Origin of the sequence: Sabulicella rubraurantiaca (genome assembly GCF_017355885.1) — a bacterium.
GTDB lineage: Bacteria > Pseudomonadota > Alphaproteobacteria > Acetobacterales > Acetobacteraceae > Roseococcus > Roseococcus rubraurantiacus.
The window spans coordinates 119,991-135,165 of the sequence record NZ_JAFEUU010000011.1 but is presented as its reverse complement, the minus strand read 5'-3'; the positions used below and the strand labels follow the sequence as shown (position 1 = coordinate 135,165).

The window sequence follows — 15,175 nt, the reverse complement described above, 5'->3', positions numbered from 1 at the left end:
CACGCGGCCGAGCAGGACAGGCCCGACGTCGCCGCGCGGCGTCAGGCTTGGTTCGATGCCCAGCCTGACCTCGACCCCGAGCGCCTGGTCTTCATCGACGAGACCGGTGCGTCGACCAAGATGGCGCGCCTGCGCGGTCGCTCCCCGCGCGGCCAGCGCTGCCGGGCGGCGGTGCCGCATGGGCACTGGAAGACCACCACCTTCACCGGCGCGCTGCGGCTATCGGGCCTGACCGCGCCCATGGTGCTGGACGGGCCGATGAACGGTCGTGCTTTCCTGGCTTATGTCGAGCAGGTGCTGGTGCCGACGCTGCGGCCCGGGGACATCGTGATCCTGGACAACCTGCCGGCGCACAAACCGCGCGGCGTGCGCGAGGCCATCGAGGGCGCGGGCGCGATGCTGCGCTTCCTGCCCCCCTATTCACCCGACTTCAATCCGATCGAGAACGCCTTCGCCAAGCTCAAGGCCCTGCTGCGAAAAGCCGCCGCCCGCACCATCGAAGACCTCTGGGATGCCATCCGCGACGCACTGCCGGCCTTCACGCCAGCTGAGTGCGCCAACTACTTCACCGCCACCGGATACGAGCCCGAATGAACGGATTCTGCTCTAGTGGCGGTCGTGGCAAGCCGGCGTGCGATTGTTGAGGCGATGGAGCAGGATCACCTCTCAGAGAGCGCGAGAGCTGCCAGGACGGTTCTCGAAACTTCCCTTGGGAATCTCGAGCAGATGCGGGAGCGCTTGCGGATTGAGCGCGGGCGGCGCCAGCCCGAATCCTGAAGCGCCCTGCTGTTTGGACAAAGCGAAATGACGGCCTGGTCAGGTTGAGAAGCGTGTCGCGGATGTCGTGGAACGCGATGGGTCGCTTGCGGTGACGCTGGAGGAGTGAGCCGCGCTGCGGCTATTTTGGACGAAGTAGCGGCTTGGCTCTGAGGTTAGACATGCGCGACACCGTTCTGACCCCGCCTAATCCCCCATTCGGGGAGATGGCGGAGTTCACTGACGACACGGGAAATCACGTCTATTTCTCGCCGTTGCGTGGGGCTGGCGAAGCCCCCTCCCTGAATATCGATGCCCATGCGCTTGAGAATGGGAATCTAAGGGATAGCGTCCGCATCTCCCTGACGATGGATCAGGCCCGCGCGCTGCGCGATTACCTCAACCGCTTGGACCTTTCCAGCCCGAGGTAGCCCCCGCCCTTCGGCGAGGGCTCTAGGCTGACGAGGCCTCCCCTCGCCGCACGATGCCGAGGCCCGCACGCCGAGCGCTAAGAAGGCGACCATAAGATCCTATGTCTTACACATCCTGATGGGCCGTCCAGCGTGCTTTGTGGCCTATTCTCGCAAGTTCAGCTGCAAACATAGGCGGATCAGGGAAGGTGCTTTCGGCTCAATTTCTTGGCGGCCATCGCCCATGATGTGGACCTTATTATATATTTCAGGATAATATTTTAGATTCTAATAACGATAACCTAGTGGGATATTTGTCTGCATTCTGGCTGGGGCTAAAGCCGAGAAATGCCATTATCCACTCTTCCAGTTCTGGCCCTGCAGATTCTCGACGAGACGGCGGACGGGGTCCTAGTGACCGACAGGTCGCAGCCGGATGATCCCATCGTCTACGCCAACGCCGCCTTCTGCCGCATGACGGGTTACCCACTCGCGGAAGTGCTGGGCCGAAACTGCCGCTTCCTGCAGGGAGGCGATCGAAACCAGCCCGAGATTGTCGTCATGCGCGAGGCGATCCGGTCTGGCCGGCCCACTGTGGTGACGTTGCGGAACTACCGCCAGGACGGCTCCCTGTTCTGGAACGAGGTTCGCTTGGCACCACTCCGGGCGGACGCGGATGTCGGTGGCCAGCCACGTTACTTCGTCGGCTTGCAGCGCGACGTGAGCGATCAGGTGGCCGCTGAAAGGGCCCTGCGGGAGGCCGCAGCGTCCGAGAAGCGTAGCGCGGAGGAACGCGCGATCCTGGCCAAGGACGCCAACCAAGCGCGGCAGGAAGCCGAGCACGCCACGGCCCGTCTTGCCTCCGTGCTCGAGAGCATGATGGACGCCGTCATCGTGCTGGACCACGACTGGCGCGTCACCTACCTCAACGAGAACGCCCGCCGGCTGCTGGCGAGGAGGAGCCTGCAGGTCGGCTCCAATCTATGGGACGTCTACCCTGAGGAGGCGGACGGCATCTTTGCCCGGCACTACCGCCAGGCCCTCGCTGAGCAGAAAACCGTCTCTTTCGAGGAGTTCCTGTCCGCGCTGGAAATCTGGCTGGAGATCCAGGCCAGTCCGACCCCGGAGGGGCTCTCGATCTTTTTCCGCGACATCACCGAGCGTAGGCGTGTCGAGCAAGAGTGGCTGCTTGCGCATGAGCGGATGGCGCACATGGCCCGCCATGACGGGCTCACCGGTCTGCCAAACCGGATGTCCTTCCGCGAGCGTGCGGAGTACCTGCTGGGTCGCTGGAGTGAGGGCGCCAAGCACGCTCTGCTTTGCCTCGATCTCCGTGGCTTCAAAGGAGTGAACGACACCCTCGGTCATCAGGCGGGTGACGCGCTGCTGAGGTTGGTCGCCGAACGCCTGCAGACCTGCGTCCGCGGATCGGACATGGTCGTGCGCCTGGGAGGCGACGAGTTCGTGATCCTGCAGACCGAGATCGCGGCGCCTGCCGAAGCGAAAGAACTGGCCAGGCGCATCCTAGGCACGCTGGCAGCCCCCTTCGTCCTGGACTCCGAGCCCGTCGCCGTCGGAGCCAGTATCGGAATTGCCGTCGCGCCCAACGATGGCCGCACCCCGGATGATCTGCTGAAGGCAGCGGACAGCGCCCTCTACTGCGCGAAGGGAGAGGGACGGGGCACCTATCGCTTTTTTGCCCCGGGCATGGACGCGCAGCTGCAGGAGCGCCACTTCATCCGTCAGGCGTTGCACGGGGCGTTGGAGCGGGGCGAGTTCGAGCTGCACTTCCAGCCTTTGGTCGCCCTAGCCACCGGTGGGCTGACCGCCTTTGAGGCACTGATGCGATGGCGGCACCCCGAGCGAGGAATGATTTCACCGGCCCGCTTCATTCCGGTCGCGGAGGAGGCAGGAGCGATCGTGCCGCTCGGCGAGTGGGCGCTGCAGGAGGCGTGCCGCCGCGCCGCTGGATGGCCCGCCCCGATCAGCGTCGCGGTGAACCTCTCGCCCCTCCAGTTCGGGAGCGGAACCCTGATCGAGGCCGTGAGACACGCGCTCGATGCCACGGGGCTCGAACCGGAGCGGCTGCAGCTTGAGATCACGGAGTCCGTGCTTCTGCTGGAGGACAGCGCCAGCCTCAGGACGTTGGAGGAGCTGCGCCGGCTGGGCGTCCGGCTCGCGATGGACGACTTCGGGACCGGCTATTCGTCGCTCAGCTATCTCCGGAGCTTTCCCTTCGACAAGATCAAGCTCGACCAGTCCTTCGTGCGGGATCTCCCAAACTCGGCCGACTGCCAGGCGATCGTGCGCGCCGTGGCGGGCTTGGCCTCAGGCCTGCGCATCACCACCGTGGCCGAGGGCATTGAGACGGAGGAGCAGTTGGAGGCATTGCGCGCCAAGGGCTTCGACGAGGGCCAGGGTCACTTGTTCGGCAAAGCCGTGCTGGGTACGGAGGTGCCATTGCTCATCGCACGCCATCAAGCTGGCTTGGTGTTTCGTCACGGGTGACAGTCGGAGCCAGCCTTTAACTGACCGTCTGCAAAGGGCGGACACGAGGGTAGAGCGTTGATTCGGCACAATTGTGCCGGAGGTCGCCATGCCCGACCGCCCCTATCCCTCAGACCTGAGCGACGCTGAATGGACGGTGCTGGAGCCGCTGCTCCCGCGTCCATCCCGCCTCGGGCGTCCGCTGAAGTGGCCACGCAGGGTGATGGCAGAGGCTATCTTCTACCTGGTCCGGTCTGGCTGCGCGTGGCGCATGCTGCCACGCCACTTCCCGCCCTGGCAGACGGTCCATTCGCAGCTGACCCGCTGGCGCAAGGACGGCACGCTCAAACGCCTGCACGATCGGCTGCGCGAGCACGCCCGCGAGAAGGTGGGGCGAGACCGCGAAGCCTCCGCAGCGGTGATGGACTCCCAAACGGCACGTGCCACGGGCGCAGGCGGATCCGAACGCGGGTTTGACGCAGGCAAGAAGACCTTCGGGCGCAAGCGCCACTTGCTGGTGGACGCCTCCGGCTTGGTCCTCCTCGCCCACATCCATGCAGCCAGCCTGCACGACACGGCAGGAGCCCGGCAGATGGTCGAGAGGTCGTCGTCCACCGCCTTGCCTCATCTCGAACTCATCTGGGCGGACGGAGCCTACACTGGCCCTTTTGCCAGGTGGCTGGACCAAGCCAGAGGATGGCGTGTCGAGGTGCCGTTTCATCGCCAGCGCCAAGCGTGGCGCTACGGCCTTGAGGATAAGCCCAAGGGTTTTCAGGTGATCCCGCGCAGGTGGGTGGTGGAGTGCACCTTCGCCTGGCTTTCCCGCTCCCGCCGTCTCGCTCGCGACTACGAGCGGCTGCCCGAAACTGGCATCGCCATGATCCACGCCGCCATGAGCCGCATCATGCTGCGCCGCCTCACTTGATCAACGGCAGCCACTTTGCGGACAGTCAGTTACACGGCGTCGCCCCGTGAACGTCACGTCAGCAGCGGCCAGTCATCCACATGGTTGATCTCAGCCCAGGCACGACGCTTCGCCTCGGCCGGATCGGTGCCCAGCGCATAAGCCGCCTCGGCCCAGCAGCGACGGCGCAGCCCGAGCTGGGGCTGCCCTTCCGAGTTACGATAGGCCCGCATCTGGTGCGCAGCCTCGCCCCAGCGACACGCTCGCCGAGCATGTTGGTCCGCCAGACATGCAGGGCGCTCACCGCGACCGTGCCGAGCACGGTCAGGACGACAGCCGCCAGTGCCCAGGCGGCCTGCACCACGTCATCCATGGGGATTATTCCTGCTTTCGTTGGAATCGACGCCTTGCCTTCCGGGCCATAGGCTCGAGGCCGCTGGGCATCTTGCCCCATACCTGGGGGCGTCTGGCCGTACTGCCGGCGGAATGTTCGGCCGCTGAGCAGTGCTCCGGCATTTATGCTTGCCCCCGCTGCCTTCCCGGCCAGCGGGGGTCTTTCGTGTTTTGGGCTCAGCGCCGCTCCTGGCGACGGATGCGCGGCACAGAGACGCTGCGCGGGGGTCTCACGCGCGCCGCTCGATGGCGGGTGGAATCACGTCGTGCGGCTCGGTCGGTATGCGCTGCACCGCGAAGGCAGGCAGCGCGACCAACAGCAGAATGCTAAGGGTCATGGCGCGGCTCCGGCGGGAGGGTCGGGGGCCAGACTGGGGCTTCGAGGTGCAACTGAGCGTGAAGCGCGGTGATGCGCTGGCGCAGGTCGTTCCGGTCGCGCCGCAGCCGGTGGATCCGGTCCTGCTCCGCACGCAACCTGGCGTGGATCTCCTCGAGCTCGGTATCGAGCTGGTCGCAGCGCTGCGAGAGCCGGGCGATCTCGCCGAGCAGGCGGTCGAAGGTCGCGCGTGCGCTGGAGTCGAGCTGCTCGAGCAGCTTCAGCAGCTGATCGTCATCCGCACGTGAATTCTTCCGGAGCGCGAGCCAGACGGTGATCGCGACCGGGGCCAGGGCGACCGCCCCCACTATGTGTGGTGGGAGAAGCGGGATGAGGGGGGCCAGCCATCCGAGAGGGAGGTCAGCGGTCGCCACGGGGGGGCCACCGGAGAAGCAAGATGCTCGCGAGGTTTGGCACCGCGATCTGGGTATAGATCGTCCAACTTGGAAAAAGGCCGAATGCGTCCACGGTCAGCGCCGCCAGCATCATCGACCAAGCTGCCGCACGCAGGCCACTGCCTCAGGTGACGCGTCACATGCTGCTTATTCGCCGGCTTACCAGGATTGGCAGCAGAGAGGGTGGCAATGCGGCTTCTCCCTGGCCCGACTAGCGGCTTTGGGATCATAAAGCCTAGCGAATGCGGACGAAGCCTACCGTTTCCTGTGGCGAAGCACGAAGCGAGTTGCCGCTACCTATGTGCTACCTAGGCTGTTGCTGCCAAGGCCGTGGCGCTTCGTAAGTGCTTGAAAAGAATGGTGGGCGCGACAGGGATTGAACCTGTGACCCCTGCCGTGTGAAGGCAGTGCTCTCCCGCTGAGCTACGCGCCCGTGCCGTGCATGCGGCGGGTAGGGCGCTGTTTGGCGGGGCAGGGCGCTTGTGTCAAGCGGGAGGCGCGGCCACTTGCGCTTCCATGCCTCTCATCCTTGCCCTGTTCCTGATCCTCGCCATTCCGGCCGTGGCCGCGCCTTGGCGGGCGGAATACACCGTCACGATGGCCGGAGTGACGATGATGGAGGCGCAGGTGACCTTCGACCTGGACGGGCCGGGCTACTGGGTCGAATCCCGCTCCCGCTCGCGCGGCGTGGCCAACATCTTTGCGTCCGGCGCCTACGTGACGCGGGCCACCGGCGCCTGGCAGGGCAACGCAGCGGTGCCGCGCCGCTACTCGCTAGAAGGGCAGGCCCGTGGCGCGGCACGCAGAATCGTCATCGATTACGAGAACGCGGTTCCCCGCATCCGCGTGCTCGAACCGCTGGAGGACATGCCCCGCACTCCGATCCCGGAGGAGGCAATACCGGGCACGGTGGATAGTCTCTCCGCCCTCGCAACGCTGGTCCGGCAGGTGAGCCGGACGGCACGGTGCGACGCCTCGACGCGCATGTTCGATGCGCGCCGCCTCACCCTCTTCGCCGCCCGCACCGTGGGGCAGGAGGGAGAAGGGCTGCGCTGCGAGCTGGAAAGCCGCCATATCGCCGGGATTCCGAGGCAGCGCGACGCAGGCCAGGCGGCGCAGCCGCAGATCATCCACACCTGGTTCGTCCGCCCGCACGAGAACGGCCCAGCCATTCCAGGGCGTATTGAACTCGCGACGCGCTGGTGGGGGCGGATCGAGGCGCACCTGGTCCGGCTGGAGCCCGTTCGCGCAAACTGATATAATATAACATGATCTCGCGTCGCACCCTTCCGCTTCTCGCCGTCTCCCGTCCCGCCCTGGCCCGTGCCGCCACGCCGCCCGTGGCCGTGGCCTCCTTCTCCATCCTCGGCGACATGGCGCGGCAGGTGGCGGGGCAGGGCTGGGAAATACGCACCCTCGCCGGGCCGGACGTGGACGCGCATCATTTCCAACCACGCCCTTCGGATGCCGAGGCGTTGCGCGGCGCGACGGTGGCGATCCGCAACGGCGCCAGCTTCGATGGCTGGTTCGACCGCCTCCTGCGCGGTGCCGGGTTCCGCGGCCGCCTCGTCACCACGACGGAAGGGCTGACGCTGCGCGGCGCCGCAGCGCGCGGCGGGCATTCGCACGGGCATTCCGACCCCCATGCCTGGCAGGATGCGCACCTCGCCACGAATTATGCCCGCCGCATCGCCGAGGCACTGGACGCGGACCCGTCGCACTTCCTGGTGCGCCTCACGGCGCTGGACGAGGAGATCCGCGCCGCCATCGCCACCGTGCCCGAGGAGCGCCGCGTGGTCGTCACCAGCCACGACGCCTTCGGCTATTACGGGGCGGCCTATGGGGTGCGCTTCCTGGCACCGCAGGGCGCCTCCACCGGCGCCGAGCCCTCGGCGCAGCAGGTCGCGGCGCTCATCCGGCAGATCCGGCAGGGGAACATCACCGCCGTGTTCATGGAGAATATCGGCAACCCGGCGACGCTCCGCCGCCTTGCCGCAGAAGCCGGGGTGCAAGTGCGCGGAAGACTCTTCGCCGATGCGCTCTCGCCCCCCGACGGCCCTGCCACGACCTATGAGGCGATGATGCGTCACAACACCCGGCTGCTCGTTTCCGCCATGCGGAATGACCCTGCCTGATCTCTCCGTCCTGCGGGCGGAACAGCGTGATCTCGCCGCGCGCACGGTGCGCGAGGATTCGCTGGGCGAGGTGCGCTTCATCGGCGGCGTGGACATCTCCGCCAGCCGCTTCGAGCAGGAGGTCCATGCGGCGATCGTGGTCCTCGAATGGCCTTCCCTGAACGAGGTCGCACGGGCCGGGGCCAGCCAAGTGGCGAGGATGCCCTACATCACCGGCTTCCTCGGCTTCCGCGAAGTGCCGGCTGCGGTCTCGGCCTGGAACGACCTGCCGGTGAAGCCCGACCTGCTCATGGTGGACGGGCAGGGGCTGGAGCATCCGCGCCGTTGCGGCGTCGCCACGCATCTGGGCGTCACGCTGGACGTGCCCGCCATCGGCGTCGCCAAGTCGCGCCTCTGCGGCACTTGGCCGGAACTGCCGGAACCCGAGGGCAGCGCCGTCCCCATCACCGATCGGGGCGAGGTGGTGGGGATGCTGCTGCGCTCACGCCTGCGGGCCAATCCCATCCATATCTCCATCGGGCATCGCGTGTCCCTCGACACAGCGATGCAGTGGGTGCGCGCGACGTTGCGCGGCCGCCGCCTGCCGGAGCCGACGCGCCGCGCGCATGAGGCCGCTTCGGTGGTGCGCAAGACGTTCCTCGCCTAGTTTCCCTCCATGCCGCGCATCCTCGTCACCCTTGCCGGGATTTCCGGCTTCCTGGCCGTCATGCTGGCCGCGCTTTCCGCGCATGGGGCGGAGGAGACGCGGGTCAGGACGGGGCAGGTCGCCACACTGCTGGGCTGGCACGCCCCGGCCTTCCTGGCCCTTGCAGCTTGGGGGCGGGGAGGAGCGGCCGCCGCTCTCTGGGGCGTGGGCCTGCTGCTCTTCGGCGGGGCGGTGCTGCTGCGGGCTCATGCCGGCGTGTCGCTCGGTCCCGTTGCGCCCACAGGGGGAATCGCGATGATGCTCGGCTGGGCGTCGCTCCTGGTGCTCGCGTGGCGCCGGTGATCCGTGCCGCCTACCTCGCCGATGGGGGGCTGGAAGCGCCGCTCGAGGAGGAACTGGCGCGGCGCGACGTCGGCATCGCGCGGTGGCACGGGCCTCTGGCGCTGACCGAGGCACCACCCGTGCCTGCGGCCTGGGCGCTCGATATCTGGGACGAGCCGGTCGAGCTTCCCGCGCCTTCGGTGAAGGCGGCAGCGGACGCGCTACGGGGCATCCAGCGCAACTGGTCGCAGGTGCCGGTGCTGCACCATCGCCGCTCCGCCCTCATCGAGTCGAGGCTCCCCCCGGTGAAGGCGCGGCCGCTGCGCTTCCCGGAGCCGGCGCCGACGGGTCACCTGGGCGGCTGGACGCTGCTGAGCCCCGACTTGCTGTTGGCTTCACCGACCAAGTCCTCGCCCTTTCCGCGCGGCGCGGTGCGATTCGAGGAGGACCGTGAGGGCCCGCCCTCCCGCGCCTATCTGAAGCTGTGGGAGGGGCTGACGCGCTTCGGGCAATGGCCCGGGCCGGGCGAGGTCGCGCTCGACCTCGGCGCTTCGCCGGGGGGCTGGAGCTGGGCGCTGGCCCAGCTGGGCTGCGAGGTGGTGGCGGTGGACAAGGCGCCGCTCGACCCGCGTGTCGCCGCCTTGCCCAACGTCACCTTGCGCCAGGAAAGCGCCTTCGGCCTCGCGCCCGAGAAGGTGGATTGGCTATTCAGCGACGTGATCTGCTACCCGGCCCGGCTGCTGGGCCTCGTCCAGCGCTGGCAGGGCTTCACGCGGCGCATGCTGTGCACGGTGAAGTTTCAGGGCGCGACGGACCATGAGACGGCGGAGCAATTCGCCGCACTTCCTGGCGCGCGCCTGTTCCACGGCACGCACAACAAGCATGAGCTGACCTTTCTGTGGGAAGCGCCCTGACGGTGAGAAATTTCCGCACCTGCCCCGGGGGGCGGGTTGCCAGCCCTGCGAGGCTGTGGCACATGCTCGCCCACGGAGCGGGCGGGCGTAGCTCAGGGGTAGAGCACGACCTTGCCAAGGTCGGGGTCGAGGGTTCGAATCCCTTCGCCCGCTCCAGCCGATCCCCAAATCTTCTTCAATCGCAGAATGTTTCGCACGGCACAGCCATGCCGAGGCGCGATCATGCGCTCCGTCAGCCGTCGCGGCGACAGGAACGCGATATGCAATCCGTGCGCACGAAACGCTGACAGGGACGACAAAACGGATCCGGACGGTGCATCCTTCTTCCGTTGAGGCAGAAGGAGCCAGACGATGAAGGCCGTCGCCTACACCAAGAGCCTGCCGATCACCGAGTTCGAGTCCCTGGAGGACGTCACCTTGCCGGACCCGCCCGAGCCCCGGGGCCACGATCTTTTGGTCGAGGTGCGGGCGGTCTCGGTGAACCCGGTGGACACCAAGGTGCGGATGCGCGCCGACCCGGGCGGCACGCCGAAGGTGCTGGGCTACGACGCGGCCGGGATCGTCCGCGCGGTGGGACTCGGCGTGCGGCATTTCCGGCCCGGCGACGCGGTGTTCTACGCCGGCGACATCTCCCGCCCCGGCACCAACTCCGCGCTGCATCTGGTGGATGAGCGAATCGTCGGGCCCAAGCCCCGGCGCCTGTCCTTCGCCGAGGCGGCGGCCGTGCCGCTCACCGCCATCACGGCCTGGGAGGCGATGTTCGACCGGCTCCGCATTCCCCGTCACACCAGGGAGCGGGATGACGCGGTGCTGATCATCGGCGGCGCGGGCGGCGTCGGCTCCATCGCTGTGCAGCTGGCGCGGCGCCTGACTGGGCTGCGCGTCCTCGCCACGGCGGGCCGCCCGGAAACCCGGGAATGGGTGCACCAGATGGGCGCGCACGACGTGCTGGACCATGGCGGCGACCTCGTCGCCCAGGTGAAGGGGCTGGGCGTGAGGGTGCCCTATGTCTTTGTGACCACCCAGACCGAGGCGCATTGGAACGCGGTCTGCGAGATCGTCGCGCCGCAGGGCGGCGTCTGCCTGATCGACGACCCGAAGCAGGCACCCGACGTGCGAATGCTGAAGACCAAGGCGGCCTCCTTACACTGGGAATTCATGTTCGTCCGACCCATGAACGCGACGCCGGACATGGAGGAGCAGCATCGCCTCCTCGCGGAGGTCAGCCGCATGCTGGACGAAGGGAGCCTGCGGACGACGCTGGGCGAGCATTTCGGCGCGATCAACGCGGCCAATCTGCGCCGCGCCCATGCCGCGCTGGAAAGCGGCAAGTCACGCGGCAAGGTGGTGCTGGAGGGATTCGGCACCTGAGCGCGGCGCGCCTGGTTCAGGAGGGGCGCGCCGGTTCCGGCCTGTCGGCATTCGGGAAGAAGAGTTGCTCGCCCTTGACCCTGTAGCCGGCAATCGCCGTCTGCCCGGTGGGCGAGGTGAGCCACTCCACGAAGCGCCGCGCCTCGGCGGCCTTCACGTGCGGGTGGCGCGCCGCGCTCACCACCATGACGCCATACTGGTTGAACAGGCGCTCATCGCCCTCGGCCAGGATGCGCAGATCCTGCCGGTTGCGGAAGGAGAGCCAGGTGCCGCGATCGGCCAGTACATAGGCGCCCTGCGCGGCGGCGGCATTCAGCGTCGGGCCCATGCCCTGGCCCACCTCACGGTTCCACTGCCCACGACCTTGCGTCGGGTCCACGCCAGCCAGCTGCCACAGGCGCAGCTCGGCCGCATGCGTGCCGCTGCGGTCGCCACGGCTCACGAAGCGCGCGCGGGCCTCGGCGATGCGGCGCATCGCCTCGGTGATGTTGCGAAGCCCGGCGATGCGCGCCGGATCGGCGGCAGGGCCAATCAGCACGAAGTCGTTGTACATCACGTGGTGGCGCGGCCCGCCGAAGCCTTCGGCCACGAAGCGCTCCTCCGCCTCGCGGTCATGGACGAAGACCACGTCGGCATCGCCGCGCCGCCCCACGTCGAGCGCCTGTCCGGTGCCGAGCGCCACCACGCGCACCACGATGCCCGTCTCGCGCGTGAAGAGCGGCAGGATGTGGCCGAAGAGACCCGACTGCTCCGTGCTCGTCGTGCTGGCGACGGTGATCGTGCGCTCTTGAGCGGAGGCGGCGCGGGCGGCCATCGCCGGAACCATGGCCAGGAGGCCTCGGCGAAGGGTCACCATACGAGTTCTCCTTGAAGGAAGGCGGCGGCTTCGGGCGTCTCGGGCGCGACGAAGAAGCGCGCGGCCGGTGCGCGCTCCACCACGCGGCCGCGGTGCAGGAAGATCACGTCCCCGGCGAGGCGCCGTGCCTGGCCAATATCGTGCGTGGTCATGACGATCTTGGTGCCCCGCCGCGCCAGGGCGGCGACGATCTCCTCCACCGCCCGCGTCGCGGAGGGGTCGAGGCTGGCGCAGGGCTCGTCCAGGAACAGCACCTCCGGCCCCAGCGCTGCGGCGCGCGCCAGGGCGAGGCGTTGCTGCTCCCCTCCCGAAAGGCGGCGCGCCGGACGGTCCGCCAGCGCGGACAGCCCGACCAGATCCAGCGCCTCCTCGGCGCGCCGGGCACGTTCCCGCGGACCGATCCCGGCCAGGGCAAGCGGATAGGCGACATTCGCCATGACGGAGCGGCGCAGCAGCACGGGGCGCTGGAACACCATGGCCTGTCGCGGCGCGCTGCGATCCGGCGCCGTGGCCCAGCGCACCGCGCCGCCACCGGGCGGGAGAAGCCCGTGCAGCAGGCGCAACAGCACCGACTTGCCGGCGCCGTTCGGCCCGATCACCACGGTCGGCGGTCCGGCCTCGAGCGTGAAGGACACGCCATGCAGGATCTCCACGCCGCCCGCCGCAAAGCGCAGCGCTTCCACGCAGAGCGGCAGGATGGTGTCCGGCGCCCGCATCACCCGGCCCAGCGCGACGCCGCGCTCCGCAGAACCTGGGCCAGGACGTTCACCGCGAGGACGATTCCCATCAGCACCAGGCCCAGCGCCAGGGCCAGCGGCAGGTCGCCCTTGCTGGTTTCCAGCGCGATGGCCGTGGTCATGACGCGGGTGAAGCCCTCGATGTTGCCGCCGACGATCATCACCGCTCCCACCTCCGCGCTCGCCCGGCCGAAGCCCGCGAGCAGCACGGTGAGCAGGGCGAAGCGCCCGTCCCAGAGCAGGGTGGGGACCGCGCGCAGCGGCCCAGCGCCGAAGGAGCGAAGCTGTTCCGCGTATTCTTCCCAAAGCCCGGATAGCGTCTCGCGCGTTAGCGCGGCGAGGATGGGGGCGATCAGCACGGCCTGGGCGATGACCATGGCGGACGGCGTGAACAGCAGGCCGAGCGGCCCGAGCGGACCAGAGCGCGACAGCAGCAGGTAGATGAGAAGCCCGGCAACGACCGGCGGCAGCCCCATCAGCGCGTTCAGCGCCACGATCACGCTCTGGCGCCCGGGGAAGCGCGTAACCGCCAGCAACGCGCCGAGCGGCAAGCCGACCAGCGCTGCCAGCAGCACGGCCGTCAGGCTCACCTGCAGGCTCAGTCCCACGATGCCCATCACCGCCGGATCGGCGGCAAGGATCAGCCCAAGCGCGGCGGTGCTGGCGGCATGCAGGTCGCCCAAGAAAGTATCCTTCGTTGCGGAATTGATGTCGCCGCTCGGGCGGAGAGGGTCAATCGGAAAGCGGCTTGACCCTCTTCCAGCATCTGCCGGATTTTGCCGGTCCATGCCGGATGTCCTGACACTGCGCGAGGCTGCCGCGTTCCTGCGCCTGTCCGAGCGCGCGCTGTATGACCTCGCGCGTCGCCGCCGCGTGCCTTCGGTTCAACTAGGGGGCAAGTGGCTCTTTCCGCGTGACCTCCTGGCCCAGTGGCTGAGCGCGCAGGCCGAGTGGCCGGGAGTGCTCGTCAGGGAACCACCTCCGATCCTGGCGGGAAGCCATGATCCGCTGCTGGACTGGGCGGTGCGGCAATCGGGGTGCGGCTTGGCCTTGCGGTCGGTGGGCAGCCTGGGCGGCATCGCGGCCCTGGCTGCGGGCGAGGCGATGGCCACTGCGATGCACCTGCCCGATCCCGATACCGGCGCCTGGAACGAACCGGCCGTTCGCGAGGCGATGCCGGGGCGCGGCGTGGTCGGCATCACCTGGGCCTGGCGGGAGCAGGGGCTGATCCTGCCGCCCGGCAATCCCCTCAGCCTCGCCACGGCGGCGGATCTCGCCCGGCCGGGAACGCGGGTGATGGGGCGCCAGAACCGGGCCGGCAGCCACGTGCTGCTGACCCACTTGCTGACGGAGGCGGGAGTCCGGCTCGATCAGGTCGGTTTCCTCCCCGACCCCGCCCTGGCCGAGGACGAGGTAGCCGCCGCCGTCGCCGAGGGCCGCGCCGACGCGGGCTTCGGCATCCGTGCGGAAGCCTCGGCGCGCGGCCTCGAATTCGTGCCGCTGGTGCGAGAGCGCTTCGACCTGGTGATGGCGCACCGCCATTTTTTCGCCCCCTCCATTCAGACGCTGCTTGGCTTCGCGCGGGGCCAGAGCTTCGCGGTGCGGGCGGCTCGCATGGGCGGCTATGCGGTGGAGGAACTGGGTCGCGTCGCCTTTAGCCTGTGACTCCGCCCCCTCAGCGATGCGTGGTGACGCCCACCTGCTGGCACATGGCGACCAGCGGGCAGGTGGAGCAGCGCGGGCGCTCCCCAGTGCAGACATGCTTCCCGAAGGGAACCAGCCTCTCATTGATCTCCACCCAGTAGCGCTCGGGCAGCACCTTCTCCAGCGCGGCCTGGGTGCGCTCGGGGGTGGAGGTGGCGACAATGCCCCAGCGATTGGTGATGCGATGGACGTGGATGTCCACGGCAATCAGCGGCCGGTTCAGCGCGACGCCGAGCGCGAGCGAAGCGATCTTCGACCCGACGCCACGAAACGACATCAGCCCTTCCGGCGTGTCGGGCACAACGCCGCCATGCTCCTCCACGATGCGGCGCGACAGGGTGAGGATGTCGCGCGCCTTGGGCTCGGGGAAGGTGGCGCCGAACAACAGGCGGGTGATCGTCGCCTCGTCCAGCGCCGCCATCGCCTCCGGCGTGCGGGCGGCCTCGAAGAGGCGAAGCGAGACCGGGATGGTCGTCTCGTCGCGGGTGCGGGCGGAGATCAGGCTGGCGACAAGCTGCTCGAACAGGGAGCTGTAGCCACGGTCGCGCATCTCGAACATGGCGGCCTTGGGCACGCCCGCCACGGCCTCGCGCAGGCGTCGGAAGGCCTCGTCGAAGTCGAAGGGCTGCTTGGCGGCGGCGGACATGGCGGGTCAACGCCTGGGGGGCGCCCCTCGGTTTGCTCCCTCTGCCCGCGGGGGTATATGGGGCCGCTGGATTGGCCGGATGTCACGCTGCGGCGGCGCGGCTCCACGGGAAGCAGGAACTGGC

General features: G+C 68.5%; 17 protein-coding genes and 2 tRNA genes. 13 read left to right on the top strand and 6 right to left on the bottom strand.

Features of this window, described 5'->3' with window-relative positions; genetic code table 11:
• From JTJ31_RS17935 to JTJ31_RS17920, 4 genes are all read left to right on the top strand, one after another.
• Positions 1 to 594 (top strand): IS630 family transposase (locus JTJ31_RS17935; protein WP_207540100.1); only part of this gene is annotated, 594 nt, incomplete at its 5' end.
• A gap of 344 nt (positions 595 to 938) precedes the next feature.
• Positions 939 to 1,187 carry a hypothetical protein gene (locus JTJ31_RS17930; RefSeq protein ID WP_207540099.1) on the top strand — a complete coding sequence of 83 codons (249 nt, stop codon included), beginning with the start codon at positions 939 to 941 and terminating at the stop codon, positions 1,185 to 1,187.
• Positions 1,188 to 1,514: 327 nt separating this feature from the next.
• Positions 1,515 to 3,674, top strand: a complete 2,160-nt coding sequence (locus tag JTJ31_RS17925) for an EAL domain-containing protein (RefSeq protein WP_236020394.1) — start codon at positions 1,515 to 1,517, stop codon at positions 3,672 to 3,674.
• An 88-nt stretch (positions 3,675 to 3,762) separates the two neighbouring features.
• The gene (locus tag JTJ31_RS17920; protein WP_207540097.1) at positions 3,763 to 4,578 is read left to right on the top strand and encodes an IS5 family transposase; all 816 of its coding nucleotides are present in this window, start codon (positions 3,763 to 3,765) and stop codon (positions 4,576 to 4,578) included.
• A gap of 53 nt (positions 4,579 to 4,631) precedes the next feature.
• Here the strand turns inward: JTJ31_RS17920 and JTJ31_RS17915 are convergent, their stop codons facing one another.
• Positions 4,632 to 4,790: a hypothetical protein gene (locus tag JTJ31_RS17915; RefSeq protein ID WP_207540096.1), complete on the bottom strand. Its 159-nt coding sequence runs from the start codon at positions 4,788 to 4,790 to the stop codon at positions 4,632 to 4,634.
• 496 nt (positions 4,791 to 5,286) lie between these two features.
• On the opposite strand from JTJ31_RS17915, the gene JTJ31_RS17910 reads away from it, so the two are divergent.
• The gene (locus tag JTJ31_RS17910) at positions 5,287 to 5,574 is read left to right on the top strand and encodes a hypothetical protein (RefSeq protein ID WP_207540095.1); all 288 of its coding nucleotides are present in this window, start codon (positions 5,287 to 5,289) and stop codon (positions 5,572 to 5,574) included.
• Positions 5,575 to 6,079: 505 nt separating this feature from the next.
• On the opposite strand, the gene JTJ31_RS17905 is transcribed toward JTJ31_RS17910, so the two are convergent.
• Positions 6,080 to 6,154, bottom strand: a tRNA-Val gene (locus JTJ31_RS17905).
• Positions 6,155 to 6,237: 83 nt separating this feature from the next.
• Here JTJ31_RS17905 and JTJ31_RS17900 point away from each other — a divergent pair.
• The 7 genes from JTJ31_RS17900 to JTJ31_RS17870 all read left to right on the top strand — a co-directional run bounded on the left by JTJ31_RS17900 (position 6,238) and on the right by JTJ31_RS17870 (position 11,108).
• Complete coding sequence (locus JTJ31_RS17900) at positions 6,238 to 6,978, top strand: DUF3108 domain-containing protein (protein WP_207540094.1); 741 nt, start codon at positions 6,238 to 6,240, stop codon at positions 6,976 to 6,978.
• An 11-nt stretch (positions 6,979 to 6,989) separates the two neighbouring features.
• A complete protein-coding gene (locus JTJ31_RS17895; protein ID WP_236020393.1) occupies positions 6,990 to 7,856 on the top strand; it encodes a metal ABC transporter solute-binding protein, Zn/Mn family in 867 nt (288 codons plus the stop codon).
• Complete coding sequence (gene nfi / locus JTJ31_RS17890; protein WP_207540093.1) at positions 7,843 to 8,502, top strand: deoxyribonuclease V; 660 nt, start codon at positions 7,843 to 7,845, stop codon at positions 8,500 to 8,502. The genes JTJ31_RS17895 and nfi overlap by 14 nt, the downstream gene beginning before the upstream one ends.
• A 9-nt stretch (positions 8,503 to 8,511) precedes the next feature.
• On the top strand, positions 8,512 to 8,844 hold the full coding sequence (locus tag JTJ31_RS17885; RefSeq protein ID WP_207540092.1) for a DUF423 domain-containing protein: 333 nt from the start codon (positions 8,512 to 8,514) through the stop codon (positions 8,842 to 8,844).
• On the top strand, positions 8,841 to 9,737 hold the full coding sequence (locus JTJ31_RS17880) for an SAM-dependent methyltransferase (protein WP_207540107.1): 897 nt from the start codon (positions 8,841 to 8,843) through the stop codon (positions 9,735 to 9,737). Before JTJ31_RS17885 ends, JTJ31_RS17880 begins: the two co-directional genes overlap by 4 nt.
• Positions 9,738 to 9,818: 81 nt before the next feature.
• Positions 9,819 to 9,893 (top strand) — tRNA-Gly (locus tag JTJ31_RS17875).
• 195 nt (positions 9,894 to 10,088) lie between these two features.
• Complete coding sequence (locus JTJ31_RS17870) at positions 10,089 to 11,108, top strand: zinc-binding alcohol dehydrogenase family protein (protein ID WP_207540091.1); 1,020 nt, start codon at positions 10,089 to 10,091, stop codon at positions 11,106 to 11,108.
• A gap of 16 nt (positions 11,109 to 11,124) precedes the next feature.
• On the opposite strand, the gene JTJ31_RS17865 is transcribed toward JTJ31_RS17870, so the two are convergent.
• The 3 genes from JTJ31_RS17865 to JTJ31_RS17855 are packed head-to-tail and all read right to left on the bottom strand — an operon-like array spanning position 11,125 to position 13,384.
• Positions 11,125 to 11,964, bottom strand: a complete 840-nt coding sequence (locus JTJ31_RS17865) for an ABC transporter substrate-binding protein (protein WP_207540090.1) — start codon at positions 11,962 to 11,964, stop codon at positions 11,125 to 11,127.
• Positions 11,958 to 12,680 carry an ATP-binding cassette domain-containing protein gene (locus JTJ31_RS17860; RefSeq protein WP_207540089.1) on the bottom strand — a complete coding sequence of 241 codons (723 nt, stop codon included), beginning with the start codon at positions 12,678 to 12,680 and terminating at the stop codon, positions 11,958 to 11,960. Before JTJ31_RS17860 ends, JTJ31_RS17865 begins: the two co-directional genes overlap by 7 nt.
• Positions 12,680 to 13,384, bottom strand: coding sequence for an ABC transporter permease (locus JTJ31_RS17855; RefSeq protein ID WP_236020392.1), 705 nt, complete (start codon positions 13,382 to 13,384; stop codon positions 12,680 to 12,682). Before JTJ31_RS17855 ends, JTJ31_RS17860 begins: the two co-directional genes overlap by 1 nt.
• Before the next feature lie 103 nt (positions 13,385 to 13,487).
• Between JTJ31_RS17855 and JTJ31_RS17850 the strand changes: the two genes are divergently transcribed.
• Positions 13,488 to 14,366: a helix-turn-helix transcriptional regulator gene (locus tag JTJ31_RS17850; protein WP_207540087.1), complete on the top strand. Its 879-nt coding sequence runs from the start codon at positions 13,488 to 13,490 to the stop codon at positions 14,364 to 14,366.
• A gap of 10 nt (positions 14,367 to 14,376) precedes the next feature.
• On the opposite strand, the gene JTJ31_RS17845 is transcribed toward JTJ31_RS17850, so the two are convergent.
• Entirely contained in the window at positions 14,377 to 15,051 is a 675-nt protein-coding gene (locus JTJ31_RS17845; protein ID WP_207540086.1) for an endonuclease III domain-containing protein, read from the bottom strand.
• Between the last annotated feature and the right edge of the window lie 124 nt (positions 15,052 to 15,175).